We start from the raw sequence: 18,825 nt of genomic DNA, 5'->3' as shown, positions 1-18,825 counted from the left end.
GGCAAGGGTTGGCGCCCTTAGCGCTCCGGCAACAGCCCTTTTGGCGCAAAGCGCAGCACCAGCAGCAGCACTACGCCCATGGTCAGCAGGCGCATATGGGCGGCAGAGTTGATCAGGTGACCCTTGAGCCAGCCATCCGCCATGCCGCTTGTAATAAGCGTCATCACCCAGTTGCCAATGGGTTCCACCATGACCCAAAGCCACCAGATCAGAAAGCCGCCAAGGACAGATCCCCAGTTGTTGCCCGAGCCGCCCACGATCACCATCACCCAGATCAGGAAGGTGAAGCGCAAAGGCGAATAGGAACCGGGCGTCAGCTGGCTGTCTAGGGTGGTCATCATCGCGCCCGCAATGCCGATGACGGCGCTGCCAAGGATGAACACCTGCAAATGGCGGCGGGTCACGTCTTTGCCCATCGCCTCGGCCGATACTTCATTGTCGCGGATCGCGCGCATCATCCGGCCCCAAGGGCTGTGAAGGGCGGCCTGTGACAGCCAGATCAGCGCCAGAAGCACCACGGCGAACAGCCCGGTATACATCAGCCGCACCACGATGGACGAGGCGGTGATCGGGTCAAAGCCCCAGCTCGTGGCCCAGTCAACAAAGGCTTGGGTGCGTTGCAGGTCTACCTCATAGGGTACAGGTCGGGGCAGGGAGATCACGTTTTTCACGCCGCGTCCCAGCCAGTCTTCGTTTTTCATCACCGCAAGGATGATTTCGGCAATGCCCAGCGTGGCGATGGCCAGATAATCCGATCGCAGGCCAAGTGCGGTTTTGCCGATGGCCCATGCGGCGGCGGCGGCCAACAGCCCCCCCACCGGCCAAGCCAGCAGGACCGGCAGGCCCAGACCACCAAGGTTGCCGTGGGCCGACGGATTGTTCGCCTCGACCGCCTGCACGGCGGGGTCAAAGATGGCGCGGAAGATGAAAAATCCGACAATCAGGATCACTGCCACGCTTATTGTGCGCTTGCGGCCCTTTGGCACCTTGGCGGCAGCCATCACAGCGGCGGCAATGGTGGCCGCCCCCATCATCAGCCCCAACAGGATGCCGGGACCACCCGCGGCCCACCCCCCCGGCGCTGGCGAGGATGACACCAGCACCACCGACAATCCGCCCAGCGCCACAAAGCCCATGGTGCCGACTGAGAACAGCCCGGCATAGCCCCATTGAATGTTCACACCCAAGGCCATGATCGACGAAATCAGCGCCATGTTCACGATCAGCAACGCGAGGGTCCAGCTTTGGAACATGCCGGTTGCGATGAACAGCGCCGCAACGAACGCCGCCAGCAGCAGCCCGCGCGCGGGGCCTTGGGGCAGGGCCTGAGAGGTCATCTGTGCGCCGCTCATATCGATTTTCCTTTGAACAGGCCGGTGGGCATCACCAGCAGCACGATGATCAGGATCACAAAGCTGACAGCGAATTTGTAATCAGTCGACATCAACTGCACCAATCCGCTGGGCGCCATGCTGTCAGGCACCAGATAGGTCACCACTTTTTTCCAGGCGTATGTGACCATCACCTCGGAAAAGGCGATCACAAAGCCGCCCGCAATCGCGCCAATCGGGCTGCCAAGGCCGCCGACGATGGCGGCGGCGAAAATCGGCAGCAGCAGTTGGAAATAGGTGAATGGGCTGAAGCCTTTGTCCAGCCCGTAAAGCGTGCCTGCGGTGGTGGCGAGCGCCGCCGCCACGATCCATGTCACGGCAACGACCCGGTCGGGGTTGATGCCCGATAACAGCGCCAGATCTTCATTGTCGGAAAACGCCCGCATTGATTTGCCGGTGCGGGTCTTTTGCAAGAACCAGAACAGCAGCGCCACCGCGATGATCGCCACCACCAGTGTCACGCCTTGCGTGGTGCGGATCGCAAGCCCCTCGGCCAGCCCTGACCACGCACGGAAATCGCCCGCCGACACAATGAACCTTGTGCCATCGGTAAAGCTGATATCACTGGTGCCAATGATAAATCGGGTGACCCCGTTAAGGATGAACATCACCCCCAGCGAGGCCATCACCAAAATCACCGGCGCGGCTTTGACCCGGCGATAGTATCGGTAGACCACTCGGTCTGTGCCCAGCAGCAGAATGGCGGTCAGCAAAATGCCAAAGGGCAGCGCCAGAAGGGCGGTTGGCAGCGGGCCAAAACTGACGCCCAGCGATTGCAGACCCCATGTCAGCAGGATCACAAACACCGTGCCGATCGCCATGGTGTCACCATGGGCAAAGTTGGAAAACCGCAGGATCGAGTAAATCAGCGTCGCCCCCAGCGCCCCCAGCGCCAACTGCGCGCCGTAAGCCAGCCCGGGGATGAAGACGAAGTTCAGAAAAGCCACAAGGGCGTTGAGAATATCCATGGCTCAGCCCCCGAGGAAAGATTTGCGCACATCCGGGTCGGCAAGCAGGGCCTGCCCGGTGTCGGTAAAGCGGTTGGCGCCTTGCACCAGAACATAGCCTTTGTCTGCGATATCAAGTGCTTGTCTGGCGTTTTGTTCCACCATAAGGATGGAGATGCCGGTGCGCGCCACCTCGATGATGCGGTCGAACAATTCGTCCATCACGATGGGGCTGACCCCGGCAGTAGGCTCGTCCAGCATCAACACGCTTGGCTGGGTCATCAGAGCGCGGCCCACGGCGACCTGCTGGCGCTGCCCGCCCGACAACTCGCCCGCCGCCTGATGCCGCTTGTCCTTAAGGATCGGGAACAGATGATACACCTGCTCCATCGTGCCCTTGATGTCATCGCGGCGCAGGAATGCGCCCATCTCAAGGTTTTCCTCTACCGTCATCGAGGTAAAGATGTTGCTGGTCTGTGGCACAAAGGCCATGCCCTTGGCCACCCGCGCCTGCGGCGAAAGCTGGGTGATATCCTCACCCTTCAGCCGCACCGACCCGCCGCGAAGCTTCAGCATGCCAAACACCGCCTTCATCGCGGTGGATTTGCCAGCGCCATTCGGCCCGACAATCACGGCGATCTGGCCCGGATCAACCGCTATGGTGCAGCTGTGCAGAATATCCGCGCCGCCATAGCCGCCGGTCATCGCCTCGCCAATCAAAAACGGCTCAGCCATGGGCGGCCTCCTGCTTGATCTTGTTCTTCAATCCGGTCCCCAGATAGGCCTCGATGACGCGTTCATCGTTCTTGACCTCCTCGACCGTGCCCTGCGCCAGAACGTGGCCCTCGGCCATGCAGATCACCGGGTTGCACAACCGACCGATGAAATCCATGTCATGCTCAATCACGCAGAACGTATAGCCGCGTTCGGCGTTCAGCCGCAGGATGGCATCGCCGATGGTGTTCAGCAGGGTGCGGTTTACACCAGCGCCCACCTCGTCCAGAAAGACGATCTTGGCATCGACCATCATCGTGCGCCCCAGTTCCAGCAGCTTTTTCTGCCCGCCTGAAATCTGGCTGGCCTTTTGATCGGCCAGATGGTCGATGGTCAGGAATTTCAGCACATCATGGGCCTTTTCGCGCAGGCGCGCTTCCTCGGCCTGCACCGCACCCCGGCGGAACCATGCGTTCCACAGGGTTTCCCCCATCTGCGCGCCCGGCACCATCATCAGGTTTTCAACGCAGCTCATCGACCCGAACTCGTGCGCAATCTGAAAGGTGCGCAAAAGGCCTTTGTGGAACAGCTCATGCGGCGGCAGGCCGGTGATATCCTCGCCCGCCATCCGAACGGTGCCGCTGGTGGGCTTCAGGCGCCCGGCGATCACGTTGAACAGCGTGGTCTTGCCTGCGCCATTCGGTCCGATCAGCCCGGTGACAGAGCCTGTCGCAATCGATAGCGACGCGCCGTCAACAGCGCGAAATCCGCCAAAATGCCGGTGAAGGTTCTCAACCTCGATCATCTTGTTTTCCCCTGAACCTTCCGTCGCATCATCCAGATTTTCCGGGCGCGGAGGCTTTGTCTTATGTGGCAACGGCCCGGAATATCTCCGGGCCGTTGTCAAAGGTTTATCAGGCCGCGATCAGCGGAACTTGATCGTTTCGATCTTGCCGTCCTTGATCTCGATCTCGCGGTAGTTGCCGGCGCTTTCGCCCGGTCCGATCAGCTCTACGGCGGTGGCACCCACATAGTCGATTTCGGTGCCAGCTGCGATCAGCTCCAGCGCTTTGCCCAGTTCACCCGGCAGGATCGGCTCGCCCGGCGCGTTGGCCAGTTCCATCACCTTGCCGGCCCAATCCTTGGAATCGGTCGACCCGGCAGCGGCCATGGCCAACATGATCAGGGCAGCCGCATCGTAGGATTCCGGCGCAAAGGCCGAGGTGCCGTCAAAGCCAGCAGCAGTTGCAAGGCTCTGGAAGACTTCAGCGCCTTGGCTATCGGTGCCGGGATACTGGCCGAACGACCCGTTCAGACCTTCGCCGATATCATCCACCAGCTTTTGACCAACCATGCCATCGGGCAAAACGAAGGTCGAGAACGCGCCCGAATCAAGCGAGGCTTGGATGATCGACTTGCCACCCTTGTCGGTGTAGCCCGCCACGACCAGCACTTCACCACCAGCCGAGGCGAGCGATGCGACTTCGGCCGAATAGTCGGCCTTGTCGTCTTCATGCGGGGCGTTGATGGTGACTGTGCCGCCGGCTGCGGTGAAGGCTTCGGCGAAGCTGTCGGCCAGACCCTTGCCGTAGTCATTGTTGGTGTAGGTCAGGGCGACGGTCTTGATGCCCTTGTCCATCAGAATGTCGGTCATGACGACGCCCTGACGTGCATCAGACGGGGCGGTGCGGAAGAACAGCCCGTCATCTTCGGCGGTGGACAGTGCAGGCGAGGTGGCGGAAGGCGAGATCATCGCCACGCCATTGGTGCGTGCGACGTTTTGCAAGATCGCCCCGGTCACGCCCGAACAATCTGCGCCCATGATGGCCTTGATGCCTTCGGCGGTGACCAGACGGTCAGCGGCAGCAGTTGCAGCAGCGGCGTCGATGCAGGTCGAGTCTGCGCGGACCGGAACCACGGTGCCAAGCGCGAATTTGCCGGACGCGTTCACCTCGGTGATCGCCAGTTCGGCCCCGGTCGCCATGTTCGGCGTGATCGATTCCAGCGGGCCGGTGAAGCCCAGAATGATCCCCATTTTCACATCTTCGGCCTGCGCGGCTCCGGCAATCAGCGCTGTGGCTGCGGTGGCAAGAAGCAGTTTCTTCATTTTATGTCTCCCATGTCGGACTTTTATCCTGCGCATGAAACTAGAGGGCCGTTTCACAAAAGAAAAGCGCCTTGTAGCAGGGATTTTCTCAAGGTGACGCTGGGTCAACTTGCACCACAATCTCTGGGATAAACCTTGTGCGGACTTTCACGTGGCATCACAGTCGCGCGAGTCTGCTGGAACCTGTGATGGTGCGGTCGCATTGTTCCATAAGACGAATTTTCAGGAGGTTTCATGTCCCGCACCCGCATTTCAGCCCTTATCGCCCCCGTTTCCGCTTTGGCCCTGATGACGGGCATCGCGGCGGCGCAAACCACGGTCGATACCTCGGCCGGACCAATGCAGATCAGCGTTGTGGCCAGTGGGTTTGATGAGCCTTGGGCGGTTGGCTTTTTGCCGGATGGCGCGGTGATGGTGACCGAGCGTGCGGGGCGGCTGTTGCTGCTGCGCGACGGCGAGCCCACCGACATTACCGGCGTGCCAGAGGTTTACGCCGAAGGGCAGGGCGGCTTGCTGGATGTGATGATCCCGCGCGATTTCGCGCAAAGCCGTGAGGTCTGGCTGACCTATTCGGCAAGCGTGGATGGCGGGGCCGCCACAGCCGTTGGCAAGGGGCGCCTGTCGGATGACGGATCGGCGCTGGAAGGGTTCGACATGCTTTACGTCGGCGATGGCATGTCCGGCGGGCGCCATTTCGGCAGTCGCATCGTCGAGGCGCAGGATGGCACCGTGTTCATCACCACAGGCGACCGGGGCACCGGGCCGGCGGGCATGCAGGCACAAAATCCGCAAACGGTCGAGGGCAGCGTGATTCACCTGAACCGTGACGGATCAACCGCGACCACAATCGAGGGCTGGCGGCGCGGGATCTATTCGATCGGCCATCGCAACGCCCAAGGGGCCACCCTTGGCCCTGACGGCGCGTTGTGGCTGGTCGAACATGGTGCGCAAGGCGGCGACGAGGTGAACCGTGTCGAGGCGGGCAAAAACTACGGCTGGCCCGTCATAAGTTACGGCGTGAATTACAACGGTGCCAGCATTGGGGAGGGGCAGGAACGGGATGGAATGGAGCAACCCGCGCATTATTGGGATCCGTCCATCGCGCCATCTGGCATGATCGTCTATTCCGGCGCTTTGGTGCCGGAATGGGCGGGCGACATCTTTACCGGATCGCTGAACACCAGTTTTCTGTCGCGTCTGGATCCCGACACGCCAGCAGAAACCGGCTTTGCTGAAGAACGCATCGAATCGGCAGAAACCGCCCGCGTGCGCGATGTGCGCGAGGCACCGGACGGCTCGATCTGGTTTGTGTCGGTGATCGAAGGCGCGATTTACCGCTTGGCCCCGGAGAATGCCAGCTAGGGCGCGCTGACTGGGAAATCATGCGCCTTTGTTGATGGGTCGGTGGTATTACGAAAGTGCCACCATTCCTTGGCATAGCCTCTGAACCCCTCTGCCTCCATCGCGCGGGTAAGGACTTTTCTGTTGGACTGCGCCTCTCTTGAGACCGTGGCTTTATCGGCAGACAGCGATGAAAAGCAATCATATGCGGTGCCCATATCGAGCCCTTCATCGGCGCGGTTGTGCTGGGGCGCATCGCAACGGCCAGCATCGGGGAAGTCAGGCAGCGGCACCGCTGTCCCCTTTAGGCGCAGAGAAACGTCGACCGTATGGCCAACGGAATGCCCGGAACGGCGCGCGATATAACCGCCGGGGATCAGTTGGTTGCGGGTCAGGTCAGGGTAGAATACCTGCGCCGGGGTCGGGGCCTCGGGCGGGGTGTCGCCTGCGGGTTCCACGCCGGGGGGGCGGTGGTCGGGTGGTTCGGATTGGGTGGCCCATCTGGCGAAATGCGCCACCGCGCGCTTGGGCCGGTAGCAGTCATATACCACCAGACCAAAGCCCTGCTCTGCCAGCCGCGCCTCTACCCGGATCAGCGCCTGCGCGGTGTTGGTGGTCAGGATGCATTCGGCGGCGTCATATCCGGGAACTGGCGCACCGATGAAGTTGAAGTCGCGCGCATAGCGGATGTCTTGCGCGATCTGTGGCGCAACTCTGGACAGATGCACAAAGCCGGGGGGCAACGGTTCGGCCCCGACGGGCGAGGTGAGCAACGCCGCAAGAACAATCCGCTTCATTCCTGTTCCAGCCCGGTTTTGGAGACCCAACCCTGCTTGCCGTCAAAGCTGACAAGGCACCAGTCCCCCCGACCGCCACCCGGATCGGATTTGCGACATTCAGCCAAGGTCAACCCGCCGCTGCGCTCTGTGATGCGAAACAAAATCGCGTGCATGGTGCCGGGGCCGGTGCGGGCGTTCATAAACCCCTGTGATACCCCCGCCTTGACCCGCCATGTCGGCACGACCACCGCAGCAGCAACTGGGGCGGGCAGAGCCGCGACGGCTGGCACGGGTGGTGGAAGGGCGACGCCGGGGGCTGCCTTGACCAGCGCGCCTGCGTTCAGCACGAAATCGCCCGTCAGCTCGTCATAATACGCGGGGCGCTGTTTGTGATTGATGGTGGCCGCAGTTTCCTCGACCTGCGATTTCAGCGCGCGCGCCATCTCTTGCAAGGGCAGGCCGGGGGCCGCCAGCAAGGGCAGCAGCGCGCGGGTGAAAACCGAATTCGGGTCAGCGTCGCCGGACGACAGCGCATCCAGTGCCGATTGCCCGGTGCCGGCCGAAAACAAAATGAACGCCCCCTCGGGTGCAGCAATCGGGGCCAACCCGCGCGCGCCACCCGCCGACCGCATACCATCGCGCGGAAAAGGGTTGTCGCGGCAGGCGTCAAGGATCAGCACGGTCACCCGCGCGCCCCGCGATTGCAGGGTGAACAGGATGTCATCTACCGCAAGGCTCTCGGCAGTCAGAAACGCCTCATCCCCCGGACGCACAGTGGGGGCGTCGGCAGGCAAGAGATAGTTGCGGCCCTTCACCTCAACCCCGTGTCCGGCAAAGTAGAACAGCACTTCATCGCCGGGCTGGACCGCGCTTGCCAGATCAGACACCGCGCGCGTCATTGCCCGGCGGTCGGCATCGGTCAGGGTCGCCACGCCAAAGCCCAGATCGTGCAAACTGGCCGCAACAGCCTGCGCATCGTTGCGGGCTTTTTTCAGTATGGGCAGGCTTTCATAGGTATCGTTGCCGATGACCAGCGCGCGCCGTTCAGGCGCGGCATTGGCGGCAAAGGCCAGCAGCGTCACCACAAAGCCAATCAGCAGCCGCCGCATCTCAAACCCCACTTCACCATCTATTCCAGCGTACCATAGCGATTTTCAATCCCGCAAGCTGATCAGATCGACAACCGACCCGGCGGGGTGATGCCCTGAGACCCGCGCTCGCGGTAGGGGGTGGTGTTGTAGTGGCTGCGATAGCATTTGGAAAAATGTGACGGGCTGGCGAAGCCGCAGGCAAGGGCCACGTTGATCACACTCATATCCGTCTGCATCAACAGGTTGCGCGCCTTGCCCAGACGCAATTCCATGTAATAGCGCTTGGGGCTTCGGTTCAGATAGCGACGGAACAGCCGTTCCAGCTGGCGGGTGGACATATCGACCTGATCGGCCAGATCGGCAGGCGACAGAGGGTCTTCGATATTGCCTTCCATCATCTGAATGACCTGCGACAGTTTCGGATGGCGCACCCCGATCCGGGTCGGAATCGACAGGCGCTGTGTGTCCTGATCGGTGCGGATGGTGGAATAGATCAACAGATCCGCCACCGTGTTTGCCAGATCCTGCCCGTGATCGGCGGCAATGATTTTCAGGATCAGGTCAATGGATGAAATACCACCCGCCGTGGTAAGACGGTTGCCGTCCATCACAAACACCGATTTGGTTAGCTTTACCTGCTCAAACTCCTCCAGAAACCCGTCCTGGTTCTCCCAATGGATCGTTGCGCGTTTGCCATCCAGCAGACCGGCCTTGGCCAGGGCATGCGCGCCGGTGCACATCCCGCCAATGACATTGCCGCGCCGCGCCTCACGCCGCAGCCAGTTCAGCACCGGCTTGGTGGTGGCGCGCTGAATGTCGATGCCACCGCAGACAAGGATCGTGTCGTCACGGTCCACATCCTCTAATCCGATATCCAGCTTGAAGGTGGCACCGTTGGAGCACGTCGCCTCAATCCCGCCTTCACCGGCCAGAAGCCATGTGTAAAGCGGCTTGCCTGCAACGTAGTTTGCCAGGCGCAGCGGCTCGATTGCGCAGGAAAACGACAGCATTGTAAAGCGGTCCAGAAGCACAAAGACAAAGCGCTTTGTGGCTGGGGTCGGGTCGGTTTTCTGGGCGCGGGCAGGGGGCGTGGGCATCTTGCGACCTGTTCATGTCGGATATGGCGCTATCAGACAGGAAATTTCGCCCTTCGCAAGGGGGCAGATGGCGGGCAGATGGGGCGTTTGGGCCTTTGCAATCGGCGGTTCAGATCGTATACAGCGCCGCGATACCGCTAACGACCCCGGAGTGGGAGGGAGAAGGCCATGACCAAAGGCTGGCAGAAATCAGACTGGCGCGCGAAACCGCGGGTGCAGATGCCTGATTATATGGATAGTGCCGCGCTGAATGCTGTTGAGGCTCAGTTGGCAAAATATCCGCCGCTGGTTTTTGCAGGCGAGGCGCGGCGGCTGAAAAAGCAACTGGCTTTGGCGGCAGAGGGCAAGGCGTTTTTGTTGCAGGGCGGCGATTGTGCTGAAAGTTTCGCCGAATTCAGCGCCGACAACATCCGCGACACCTTCCGCGTGATGCTGCAAATGGCCATTGTGCTGACCTATGGCGCGAAAGTGCCTGTCATCAAGGTGGGCCGGATGGCCGGGCAGTTCGCCAAGCCGCGCTCGGCCCCCACGGAAGTGATCGGCGGGGTGGAATACCCCAGCTATCGCGGCGACATCATCAACGGGTTTGATGCCACGCCCGAGGCACGCCAGCCTGACCCGGCGCGGATGCTGCAAGCCTATACACAGGCGGCGGCCAGCCTGAACCTGCTCCGCGCCTTCTCTACTGGTGGTTTTGCCGACATTCACCGCGTTCACTCCTGGACGCTGGGCTTTGCCGAGCATGATAAGGCTGAACGCTACCGCGAGTTGTCGAACCGAATTTCTGACGCGCTGGACTTCATGACGGCGGCCGGGGTGAATTCCGACACCGCCCATATGCTGACCACGGTGGATTTCTACACCAGCCACGAAGCGCTGCTGTTGGAATACGAAGAAGCCCTGTGCCGGGTGGACAGCATTTCGGGCCAGAACGTTGCCGGGTCGGGCCATATGCTCTGGATCGGCGACCGTACCCGGCAGCCCGACGGCGCGCATGTGGAATTCTGCCGCGGTGTGCTGAACCCGATCGGGTTGAAATGTGGCCCTACCACGACCGCCGAAGACCTCAAGGTGCTGATGGCCAAGCTTAACCCGCAGAACGAGGCGGGCCGTCTGACCCTGATCGCGCGTTTTGGCGCAGGTAAGGTCGCCGAACATCTGCCGCGCCTGATCAAAGCGGTCAAGGAAGAGGGTGCCAATGTGGTCTGGTCCTGTGACCCGATGCACGGCAACACAATCAAGTCGCCTTCGGGCTACAAGACGCGGCCGTTCAACGCGGTGCTGTCCGAAGTGCGCGAGTTCTTTGCGGTGCACAAGGCCGAGGGCACGATCCCCGGTGGCGTGCATTTCGAGATGACCGGCAAGGACGTGACCGAATGCACAGGGGGCTTGCGCGCTGTGACGGATGAGGATCTGTCCGACCGCTACCACACCGCCTGCGACCCGCGCCTGAATGCCAGCCAATCGCTGGAACTGGCGTTTCTGGTGGCCGAAGAATTGCTGGCCTTCCGTCAGGTTGGCCACCGCGTTGCGCTGTAGGGTACAGCGTTTGTTGCACATACTCAAAGGGCGGTGCCATCGGCGCCGCCCTTTTGCGTTCAGGCTTTGACCAGACGTAAATAGGGCACGCCCGGTTGCGCGCGGGGCGGGCGCGGCAGCACGGGGTCAATCTGCGGCTCTGCGTGGGGTTCGGGTGGTGCATCGGTGGGGTGAACCGGCTCCAGCCGTGTGTCGGTGATGGAAAACCGCCGCGGTGCACGACCTATTTCGCCGCTCACCTCCAGACAGCCTATCGCCAGATTGCTCTCGCCCTTATTGCTCAGCATCGGCAGAACCTGCATGCGCCCGCACAGATTGCCACGCCCAAGACTACGTTCGGCCAGCAAGTCCATTGTGACAATGGACGGCGCGCGGAACACCCGCTCCAGACCCAGTTGCAACTGGTCACGCGCGGGCCCCAGAAACAGGCAAGACATTGGCATACCACGAATATCCATGCCCATCAGATCATTGAACACCATGCCCGAGATGCGGAAACGCGCCACTCCCGGCGCGATGCGCTCGATCAGAAAACTATGCTCCAGCGCACCAGCAATGCCGCGCGGGTCCACGCGATCACGTCGGGGCAGCATTTCGCCTTCGCGCAGCGCTTCCCAATAGGCGCGCAACTCGGCGATCAGGCCCTTGTCCTGATGATCGCTGCCGCCCGAGTCGCGGCCTTTCCAGCCAAACGTCATCTTCCCATTCCTTCTTGTTGGCCCGCGCCGCCCTCTGGTCGCCCGCCTGTCGGCTTGCCAGTTGGTTGCCCAGACCTTTCCCGCCGTGATATGCCGTTCGGACCGAGCCTGCCTGATGGCGGGTCAACGGTCCGTTTGCGCAAAGCTGGCCATCCGTCTGGGGTTCACCCTACACGAACGGATGGGTCTGCGGGCCCGCATTCTTAACAAATGGTAAACGCCGCAGCGGCGGCGAGGAGAACTCATGACCGTTTCAATGACCGGATTTGCCGCCCGAAAGGGGCAGGGCGCGGGGTTTGTCTGGGCTTGGGATATCCGGTCTGTGAATGGCAAGGGGCTGGATCTGCGGCTGCGTCTGCCCGATTGGGTGGATGGGCTGGAGCTGGCCCTGAGGACCGATGTGCAAAAGGCGCTGTCGCGCGGCAATGTCAGTCTGTCGCTGAAGGTCAGCCGTGAGGGCGCCGAGGCCGAGTCGGGGTTGCGGGTGAACACGCCGGTTCTGGGCGCGGTGCTGGCGGCGCTGCAACAGGTCGAAGGGGCTGCGATGGATGCAGGCGTGACACTGGCACAAGCCACCGCCGCCGATGTGCTGGCGGTGCGCGGCGTGCTGGAAACGGCATCGATGGATGACGACACCGGGCCGTTGCGCGCGGCGCTGATGGCCGATCTGCCCGCGTTGCTGACCGAGTTTGCTGCAATGCGCGCGACCGAAGGGGCGGCACTGCAAAAAGTGATTGCCGGGCAACTGAGCCAGATTGAAACGCTGACCACAGCCGCCAAGGCGCAAGCTGACGCGCGCCGCGACACTGCCGCCGCCAGCTTGCGCGACGCCTTGGCGCGGGTGCTGGACCATGCCGATGGCGCGGATGCGGGCCGGGTGGCGCAGGAACTGGCGCTGATCGCGGTGAAACAGGATGTGACCGAAGAGCTGGACCGCTTGGCTGCCCATATCGACGCCGCCCGCACGCTGCTGGCCGACACCGGACCCGTAGGCCGCAAGTTTGATTTCCTGATGCAGGAATTCATGCGCGAGGCCAATACGCTGTGCGCCAAGGCGCAGGCGCTTGCCCTGACCCGGATCGGGCTTGACCTGAAAACCGTGATAGATCAGATGCGCGAGCAGGTTCAGAACGTGGAGTGACGATGCAGCGGCGCGGTCTTTTACTTATCTTGTCCTCGCCGTCTGGTGCCGGCAAATCGACGCTGGCGCGACGGTTGATGGACTGGGACCCGACGATCCGTTTTTCGGTGTCGGCCACCACGCGCGCGCCCCGTCCCGGTGAACAAGACGGGCGCGAGTATTACTTCAAGACCCGGACCGCGTTTGAAGATCTTGTCGCAACGGGCCAGATGCTGGAACATGCCGAGGTGTTCGGGAACCTCTACGGCAGCCCCCGTGGCCCGGTCGAGGCCGCGATGACCGAGGGTCGCGACACGCTGTTTGACATCGACTGGCAGGGCGGCCAGCAGATCCGCAACTCGGCGCTTGGCCGCGATGTGGTCTCGGTCTTCGTTCTGCCGCCGTCGATTGCCGAACTGGACCGACGGCTGCGGGGCCGCGCGCAAGACACCGATGAGGTGATCGCGGGCCGGATGGCGAAAAGCCGCGATGAGATCAGCCATTGGGCGGAATATGACTATGTGCTTGTGAACGACGATCTTGACCAATCTTTCAATAACTTGCTGACCATTCTTGAAGCAGAACGCATGCGCCGCGACCGCCAGCCAGCCTTGTCTGATTTCGTGCGCGGCCTGAACCGGGAGTTTGAGTCCAGATGATCTATGTCCTAGGCGATATCGCCCCCGTCATCGACCCGTCGGCATGGGCCGCGCCTGATGCCAACATCATCGGGCGCATCGTGCTGGAGGCGGAAAGCTCGGTCTGGTTCGGGGCCACATTGCGCGGTGACAACGAGGTGATCCACGTCGGGCAAGGATCTAATGTGCAGGAAAACTGCGTGCTGCACACCGATATGGGATATCCTCTGACCATCGGGGCCAATTGCACGATCGGCCATAAGGCGATGCTGCATGGCTGCACCATTGGCGAGGGCACGTTGATCGGGATGGGGGCCACTGTGCTGAACGGCGCAAAGATCGGGCGCGGTTGTTTGATAGGGGCTGGCGCGCTGATCACCGAAGGCAAAGAAATACCAGATTTTTCTTTGGTGATGGGAAGCCCCGGCCGGGTGGTGCGGGTTCTGGACGCCGAGACGCAGGCGCGATTGCTGCAATCTGCAGAAAGCTACCGTGCCAATGCCGCACGGTTCCGGGTGGGCTTGCGCGCGCTCTCCACTGCCTAGCGCACCACCAGCCGCACAGTCATTGCCTTGCCTGCGGACCGAAGCTCACGTTCAACCATGCGCGGATTGGGCAAGAGCGGGGAAAAAACCGTCACAACACCACAAAACCCCGCCTTGCCCAGATTTGTGATGATATCCAGCGCATCCATATCGCCGCCCAACAGCAGACAGCCGATTTCCACATTGTCCTGACGATCCAGCCCCGCCGTGTGAATATCCTTGACTGCAAGCGATACAATGGGCCGCTGGCCTGCAAGACGCTGTGCAACTGTATCTGGCAAGCCGATGCTGACAACGGAACCCGTTTCGTTCTGCCTGCGGGCTGCATCCCCTTCTGGAATGGCGTCATCGATGGGCAAGAAAACACTCCTGCTGAGAGAGTCGAGTGATCGCGGAAAAATAGAACAGAGTGACGCAACGTCATACCGTGTCACAATCTTAGTCTTGAATTGAACCAGTTCAACCCAGCGTCTCGTAATTGAAACACAAAGCGGGTAATTGCAGGGCAACAGAGCTATCCGGGGTAAATGATGATCGAAACGGCAATATTGGGGGGGATTCCTTTGCCCGCGCTAATTATTGGCCCTAACGAGCGGATAACATTGATGAATCCTGCCGCCGTCACCATGCTGGGGGCGGCAATGCTGGGGCGGCATCACGCCATTGCTCTGCGACATCCCGAGGTGCAGGCGGCCTTGACGCGTGCCTTGCGCGAGGGTGAGGCCAGCGTTGCGCGGCAAGTGGTGCCGGGGCCATCGCAAGATGCGGTGCATCGGGTCACGGTGACCCCTCTGCCGCAGTCTGCGGGTGTGCTGTGCGTGCTGGAAGATCTTTCCGAGGCCGAGCAGATGGGCCAGATGCGGCGCGAATTTGTGGCAAATGTCAGCCACGAATTGCGCTCTCCGCTGACCGCGCTGTCGGGCTTTATCGAAACGCTGAAAGGCGCCGCCAAGGATGATCCGGTCGCGCGTGAGAGGTTCTTGTTGATCATGGAGCGTGAGGCCGGGCGCATGAACCGCCTGATCCGCGATCTTTTGCACCTGAGTAAGGTAGAGGCCGAAGAACGGGTGCGCCCGACAACTTTGGTCGATATGGTCGAGATCTTGCGCTCTACCAAGGCGACTTTGCGGCCCGTGGCAGACACGTCGGGTGTGATGGTGCGGCTGGATATTGCCGAAGGAATTCGCACGCAGGTTCCCGGCGATGCAGACCAACTGGTGCAGGTGTTCCAGAACCTGATGGAAAACGCAGTAAAATACGGAGGCGCGGGGGGTGATGTGGTGGTGCGGCTCACGCAGGACACCTTGCCAAAATCAGCGGCGCTTCGGATCGAGGTAATTGATCAGGGTGAGGGCATTGACCCCCAGCACCTGCCACGTCTTACCGAGCGATTCTACCGCGTTGACAGCCACCGCTCACGCGAGAAGGGTGGCACCGGGCTGGGTTTGGCGATTGTGAAACATATCGTGCAACGTCACCGCGGCCGCCTGCACATTGTCAGCGAGCGCGGCAAGGGCAGCACCTTCGCCGTCATCCTGCCGTTGGAGTGATCAAAGCCGCGCAATCCGCTCAGACAGCAGGGCAAACAGCCCATCTGCGTCAACATCACCCATGAACATCGCATTGGCCGGACGGTCGGTCACGCCCCACCAATCGGCCACGGTCATGCCCATGGTCAGCTCTGACTGGGTTTCGATTTCAACATTGATCTGACGGCCCTGAAACAGCTCTGGGCGGATCAGATAGGCGATCACGCAGGGGTCATGCAGCGGCGCGCCATTGCTGCCATATTTGTGCATGTCAAAACGCTCAAAGAAATCAGTCCATTCCGCCACCATCCGGCCTGGCTCTGTCCCCATGTCGCGAAAGGCTTGCACCCGTTCTTCCGTGGTCAGCGCCTTGTGGGTCACATCCAGCGGCATGACCACAATCGGAATTCCAGATTTAAAAACGATATCAGCGGCTTGCGGGTCAACGTAAATGTTGAACTCGGCAGCGGGAGTGACATTGCCCACCTCGAAATAGGCGCCCCCCATCAGCACGATCTGCTCAATACGATCAATGATATCTGGCGCGCGTTGCAGCGCGGTGGCAATATTGGTCAGCGGCCCCAACGGGCACAGCGTGACAGTGTTTGGCGGCTCATGGCGCAGGGTGTCGATGATGAAATCAACGCCATGCTGTTCTTGCAACGGCATGGTCGGGTCGGCCAATTGCGGGCCATCGAGACCCGTCTTGCCATGTACATATTCCGCCGTCACCAGCTTGCGCGTCAATGGACGGTCGCAGCCCGCAAAAACAAGAATGTCGGTCCTGCCCGCAAGTTCGCAGATGATCCGGGCATTCCGTTCGGTCAGGGCCAGCGGCACGTTTCCGGCGACGGCGGTGACACCCAGCACTTCAACATCTTCAGGACTGCCCAAAGCCAGAAGAATGGCGACAGCGTCATCCTGTCCCGGATCGGTGTCGATAATGATTTTGCGCGGACTGTCAGTCATCGGAGTCTCCTGTGAGCGCGCCGTTCAATCTCAAGGTGAATGATTTGTCCATACGGTAAAATAATTACCCTGCGTTCTGTGCTGTGATCGAGTCAGGTCGACCGCGTTGCGGGCAAAAGGTCATGCAAAATGCCCAACTGTCGACTGCACGCCCATCGGCTGGAATGAGTTTAGGGCGATGACGGCCCGTGTGTCGAGGGTTCGATTTGTATGGATGCAATCCGGCATAGCCAGAACCGAGCCAGCAAAGCTTGCGGTGTTGTCGTTCCGGGTAGGCCAAGCCAGATGAGGCGCTTTCCTCTGGCTGGCAACCGTATGGTCTGCAGTCAGATAGAAAAAGGCTCCGGAAAACCCGGAGCCTTTCGTAATACTATCAAATTATTAGCCGTCGAAGTTTACTTCTTCGATTAACTTCAGCGCGGCAGGGCGCAGCTTGGCCACTTCGGTCAGCGGCTTGGTATCGGCGGTGAATTCACCCCAGCTTGCCACCAGTTCGGATTTCTCCACGCCAGCCTTCACCGGGAATTCGTAGTTGGTTTCGGCGTAGATCTTTTGCGCCGCATCCCCCGTCAGCCATTCCATGAACTTGATGGCGTTGTCTTTGTTGGGGGCGGCTTTGGTCAGCGCCACGCCCGAGACGTTCACATGCGTGCCGCCATCGGTGAATGTCGGGAAAACGATGTTTACCGCTTCGGCCGCCGCGCGCTGTTCCGGGTCTGCCAGCATTTGGCCGATGTAATAGGTGTTGCCGACAGCGATATCACATTCGCCAGCCGCAATCGCCTTGACCTGGTCCCGGTCGCCGCCATCGGGTTTGCGGGCGAGGTTGGCTTTCACGCCCTCCAGCCAGGTTTTCGCGGCTTCTTCGCCATGGTGCGCGATGACAGCGGCGGTCAGCGCTACGTTATAGTCATTGGTGCCCGAGCGGATGCAGATGCGGTCGGCCCATTTCGGATCGGCCAGATCTTCATAGGTGGTGACTTCGCCCGGTGCCACGCGGTCTTTGCTGGCGTAGACGATGCGGGCGCGGGTGGTCACGCCGAACCAATGGTTCGCATCGTCCCGCAGTTCTGCCGGGATATTGGCGGCCAGAACCGGCGACTCGACCGGTTGGGTGACGCCCGCATCCACCACCTGGGTCAGACGCGCGATATCGACGGTCAGGACCAGATCGGCGGGCGAACGGTCGCCTTCGGCAACCAGACGTTCCGACATACCCTTGTCAACAAAGGCAATATTGACTGCGATGCCGGTTTCGGCGGTGAATGCGTCAATGATCGGTTGGATCAGTTCCGGCTGGCGGTGCGAGTAGATGTTAATCTCTTGTGCCAGCGCGGGCATCGCCACAGTGCCAAGAGCAAGGGCTGCGAGGGAAAGACGGAAGGTCATGGTTGAGTCCTTTTGTCGGAAATTGCCTTGCTCATAAATCCGACAATTTCACTTTGGTCAATAGTTGAGTGAAAAACTTTATTTTTCAACCTGTGCCTTTTCCTCGGCCTTGGCGCGGTTCCACAAAGCGTCCATTTCGGCCAGATCGGATTGATCCGGGCGGCGGCCAGTTTCCGCCAGCCAATCTTCGATCCGTTGAAACCGGCGGGTGAATTTGGCGTTTGCGGCGCGCAAGGCGGCTTCAGGGTCCACTTCAAGATGACGCGCCAAGTTTGCCATAACAAACAATAAATCTCCGAATTCCTCAGCCACTTCGGTTGTGGTCAACTGATCGCGCGCTTCCACCAGTTCGGCGGCTTCCTCGGCGATCTTGGCCACCACCTCATCGGTGGAGGGCCAGTCAAACCCCACCCGTGCCGCGCGCCGTTGCAGTTTGACGGCGCGCATCAGTGCCGGCAGACCAAGCGCCACACCGTCCAGCACACGCGCGGGGCCGCGTTCGCGCGCCTTTAGCGCCTCCCAGTCGGCGGTTTGTTGCTCGGCGGATTTGTCGCGCGACTCGGTGCCAAACACATGCGGATGCCGGGCCAGCATCTTGTCAGAAATGGACCGGATCACATCATCCAGATCAAAATGCCCGGCCTCGGACGCCATTTGCGCGTGAAACACCGACTGAAACAGCAAGTCGCCCAACTCGCCACGCAACTCATCCCACGCCTTGCGCTCTATGGCGTCGGCCACCTCATAGGCTTCCTCAATCGTAAAGGGGGCGATGCTTGCGAAATCCTGCTCCAGATCCCACGGGCAACCCGTGGCGGGATCCCGCAACCGCGCCATGATTTCGCGCAGGCGCGGTAGGCCACCATCGGGATCGTGAACAAGCTGGTTGCGTCTGCTCAGGTCATCAGAGGTTGGGGGCATTGCGGCGGCC

General features: G+C 61.0%; 19 protein-coding genes. 6 read left to right on the top strand and 13 right to left on the bottom strand.

The window, feature by feature from the left end; genetic code table 11:
- Positions 1–17: 17 nt before the first annotated feature.
- From Q8K08_RS18075 to Q8K08_RS18055, 5 genes are all read right to left on the bottom strand, one after another.
- Complete coding sequence (locus Q8K08_RS18075) at positions 18–1,352, bottom strand: branched-chain amino acid ABC transporter permease (protein WP_305251062.1); 1,335 nt, start codon at positions 1,350–1,352, stop codon at positions 18–20.
- Positions 1,349–2,359 (bottom strand): branched-chain amino acid ABC transporter permease, encoded by a 1,011-nt coding sequence (locus tag Q8K08_RS18070; RefSeq protein WP_305251060.1) that lies wholly within the window; start codon positions 2,357–2,359, stop codon positions 1,349–1,351. Before Q8K08_RS18070 ends, Q8K08_RS18075 begins: the two co-directional genes overlap by 4 nt.
- 3 nt (positions 2,360–2,362) lie before the next feature.
- Entirely contained in the window at positions 2,363–3,073 is a 711-nt protein-coding gene (locus Q8K08_RS18065) for an ABC transporter ATP-binding protein (RefSeq protein WP_304796919.1), read from the bottom strand.
- A complete protein-coding gene (locus tag Q8K08_RS18060; RefSeq protein ID WP_305251057.1) occupies positions 3,066–3,857 on the bottom strand; it encodes an ABC transporter ATP-binding protein in 792 nt (263 codons plus the stop codon). Before Q8K08_RS18060 ends, Q8K08_RS18065 begins: the two co-directional genes overlap by 8 nt.
- Before the next feature lie 120 nt (positions 3,858–3,977).
- On the bottom strand, positions 3,978–5,159 hold the full coding sequence (locus Q8K08_RS18055) for an ABC transporter substrate-binding protein (RefSeq protein WP_304796913.1): 1,182 nt from the start codon (positions 5,157–5,159) through the stop codon (positions 3,978–3,980).
- A 234-nt stretch (positions 5,160–5,393) separates the two neighbouring features.
- Here Q8K08_RS18055 and Q8K08_RS18050 point away from each other — a divergent pair, with 234 nt between their 5' ends.
- Positions 5,394–6,521, top strand: a complete 1,128-nt coding sequence (locus tag Q8K08_RS18050; protein WP_305251054.1) for a PQQ-dependent sugar dehydrogenase — start codon at positions 5,394–5,396, stop codon at positions 6,519–6,521.
- Here Q8K08_RS18050 and Q8K08_RS18045 read toward each other — a convergent pair.
- From Q8K08_RS18045 to Q8K08_RS18035, 3 genes are all read right to left on the bottom strand, one after another.
- The gene (locus Q8K08_RS18045) at positions 6,518–7,297 is read right to left on the bottom strand and encodes a M15 family metallopeptidase (RefSeq protein WP_305251052.1); all 780 of its coding nucleotides are present in this window, start codon (positions 7,295–7,297) and stop codon (positions 6,518–6,520) included. The two genes, Q8K08_RS18050 and Q8K08_RS18045, sit on opposite strands and share 4 nt — an antisense overlap.
- The gene (locus tag Q8K08_RS18040; protein WP_305251050.1) at positions 7,294–8,388 is read right to left on the bottom strand and encodes a caspase family protein; all 1,095 of its coding nucleotides are present in this window, start codon (positions 8,386–8,388) and stop codon (positions 7,294–7,296) included. Before Q8K08_RS18040 ends, Q8K08_RS18045 begins: the two co-directional genes overlap by 4 nt.
- Positions 8,389–8,450: 62 nt before the next feature.
- Positions 8,451–9,467, bottom strand: a complete 1,017-nt coding sequence (locus Q8K08_RS18035; protein ID WP_304796902.1) for a GlxA family transcriptional regulator — start codon at positions 9,465–9,467, stop codon at positions 8,451–8,453.
- 168 nt (positions 9,468–9,635) lie between these two features.
- On the opposite strand from Q8K08_RS18035, the gene Q8K08_RS18030 reads away from it, so the two are divergent.
- Positions 9,636–11,006 carry a class II 3-deoxy-7-phosphoheptulonate synthase gene (locus Q8K08_RS18030; protein ID WP_305251046.1) on the top strand — a complete coding sequence of 457 codons (1,371 nt, stop codon included), beginning with the start codon at positions 9,636–9,638 and terminating at the stop codon, positions 11,004–11,006.
- Between the two features lie 59 nt (positions 11,007–11,065).
- On the opposite strand, the gene Q8K08_RS18025 is transcribed toward Q8K08_RS18030, so the two are convergent.
- Complete coding sequence (locus tag Q8K08_RS18025; RefSeq protein ID WP_305251044.1) at positions 11,066–11,704, bottom strand: PAS domain-containing protein; 639 nt, start codon at positions 11,702–11,704, stop codon at positions 11,066–11,068.
- A gap of 244 nt (positions 11,705–11,948) precedes the next feature.
- Between Q8K08_RS18025 and Q8K08_RS18020 the strand changes: the two genes are divergently transcribed.
- Genes Q8K08_RS18020 through Q8K08_RS18010 form a run of 3 tightly spaced genes read left to right on the top strand, consistent with a single transcriptional unit; the run spans position 11,949 to position 14,007 of the window.
- Positions 11,949–12,845, top strand: a complete 897-nt coding sequence (locus Q8K08_RS18020; RefSeq protein ID WP_304803076.1) for a YicC/YloC family endoribonuclease — start codon at positions 11,949–11,951, stop codon at positions 12,843–12,845.
- A gap of 2 nt (positions 12,846–12,847) precedes the next feature.
- On the top strand, positions 12,848–13,483 hold the full coding sequence (gene gmk / locus Q8K08_RS18015; protein WP_304803078.1) for a guanylate kinase: 636 nt from the start codon (positions 12,848–12,850) through the stop codon (positions 13,481–13,483).
- The gene (locus Q8K08_RS18010; protein WP_304803080.1) at positions 13,480–14,007 is read left to right on the top strand and encodes a gamma carbonic anhydrase family protein; all 528 of its coding nucleotides are present in this window, start codon (positions 13,480–13,482) and stop codon (positions 14,005–14,007) included. Before gmk ends, Q8K08_RS18010 begins: the two co-directional genes overlap by 4 nt.
- Here the strand turns inward: Q8K08_RS18010 and Q8K08_RS18005 are convergent.
- On the bottom strand, positions 14,004–14,366 hold the full coding sequence (locus Q8K08_RS18005) for a hypothetical protein (protein WP_304803082.1): 363 nt from the start codon (positions 14,364–14,366) through the stop codon (positions 14,004–14,006). The genes Q8K08_RS18010 and Q8K08_RS18005 overlap by 4 nt on opposite strands.
- A 168-nt stretch (positions 14,367–14,534) precedes the next feature.
- Here Q8K08_RS18005 and Q8K08_RS18000 point away from each other — a divergent pair, with 168 nt between their 5' ends.
- Positions 14,535–15,557: an ATP-binding protein gene (locus Q8K08_RS18000; RefSeq protein WP_305251041.1), complete on the top strand. Its 1,023-nt coding sequence runs from the start codon at positions 14,535–14,537 to the stop codon at positions 15,555–15,557.
- On the opposite strand, the gene Q8K08_RS17995 is transcribed toward Q8K08_RS18000, so the two are convergent.
- The 3 genes from Q8K08_RS17995 to mazG all read right to left on the bottom strand — a co-directional run bounded on the left by Q8K08_RS17995 (position 15,558) and on the right by mazG (position 18,815).
- Positions 15,558–16,505 carry a nucleoside hydrolase gene (locus Q8K08_RS17995; RefSeq protein ID WP_304800229.1) on the bottom strand — a complete coding sequence of 316 codons (948 nt, stop codon included), beginning with the start codon at positions 16,503–16,505 and terminating at the stop codon, positions 15,558–15,560.
- A gap of 381 nt (positions 16,506–16,886) precedes the next feature.
- Complete coding sequence (locus Q8K08_RS17990) at positions 16,887–17,894, bottom strand: Fe(3+) ABC transporter substrate-binding protein (protein WP_304800227.1); 1,008 nt, start codon at positions 17,892–17,894, stop codon at positions 16,887–16,889.
- Between the two features lie 78 nt (positions 17,895–17,972).
- A complete protein-coding gene (gene mazG, locus Q8K08_RS17985) occupies positions 17,973–18,815 on the bottom strand; it encodes a nucleoside triphosphate pyrophosphohydrolase (protein ID WP_305251038.1) in 843 nt (280 codons plus the stop codon).
- Between the last annotated feature and the right edge of the window lie 10 nt (positions 18,816–18,825).

Source organism: Pseudotabrizicola sp. (genome assembly GCF_030684215.1).
Taxonomy (GTDB): Bacteria; Pseudomonadota; Alphaproteobacteria; order Rhodobacterales; family Rhodobacteraceae; genus Pseudotabrizicola.
Note: the sequence above shows the minus strand (reverse complement) of the source record. Positions and strands in the feature narration are given on the sequence as shown.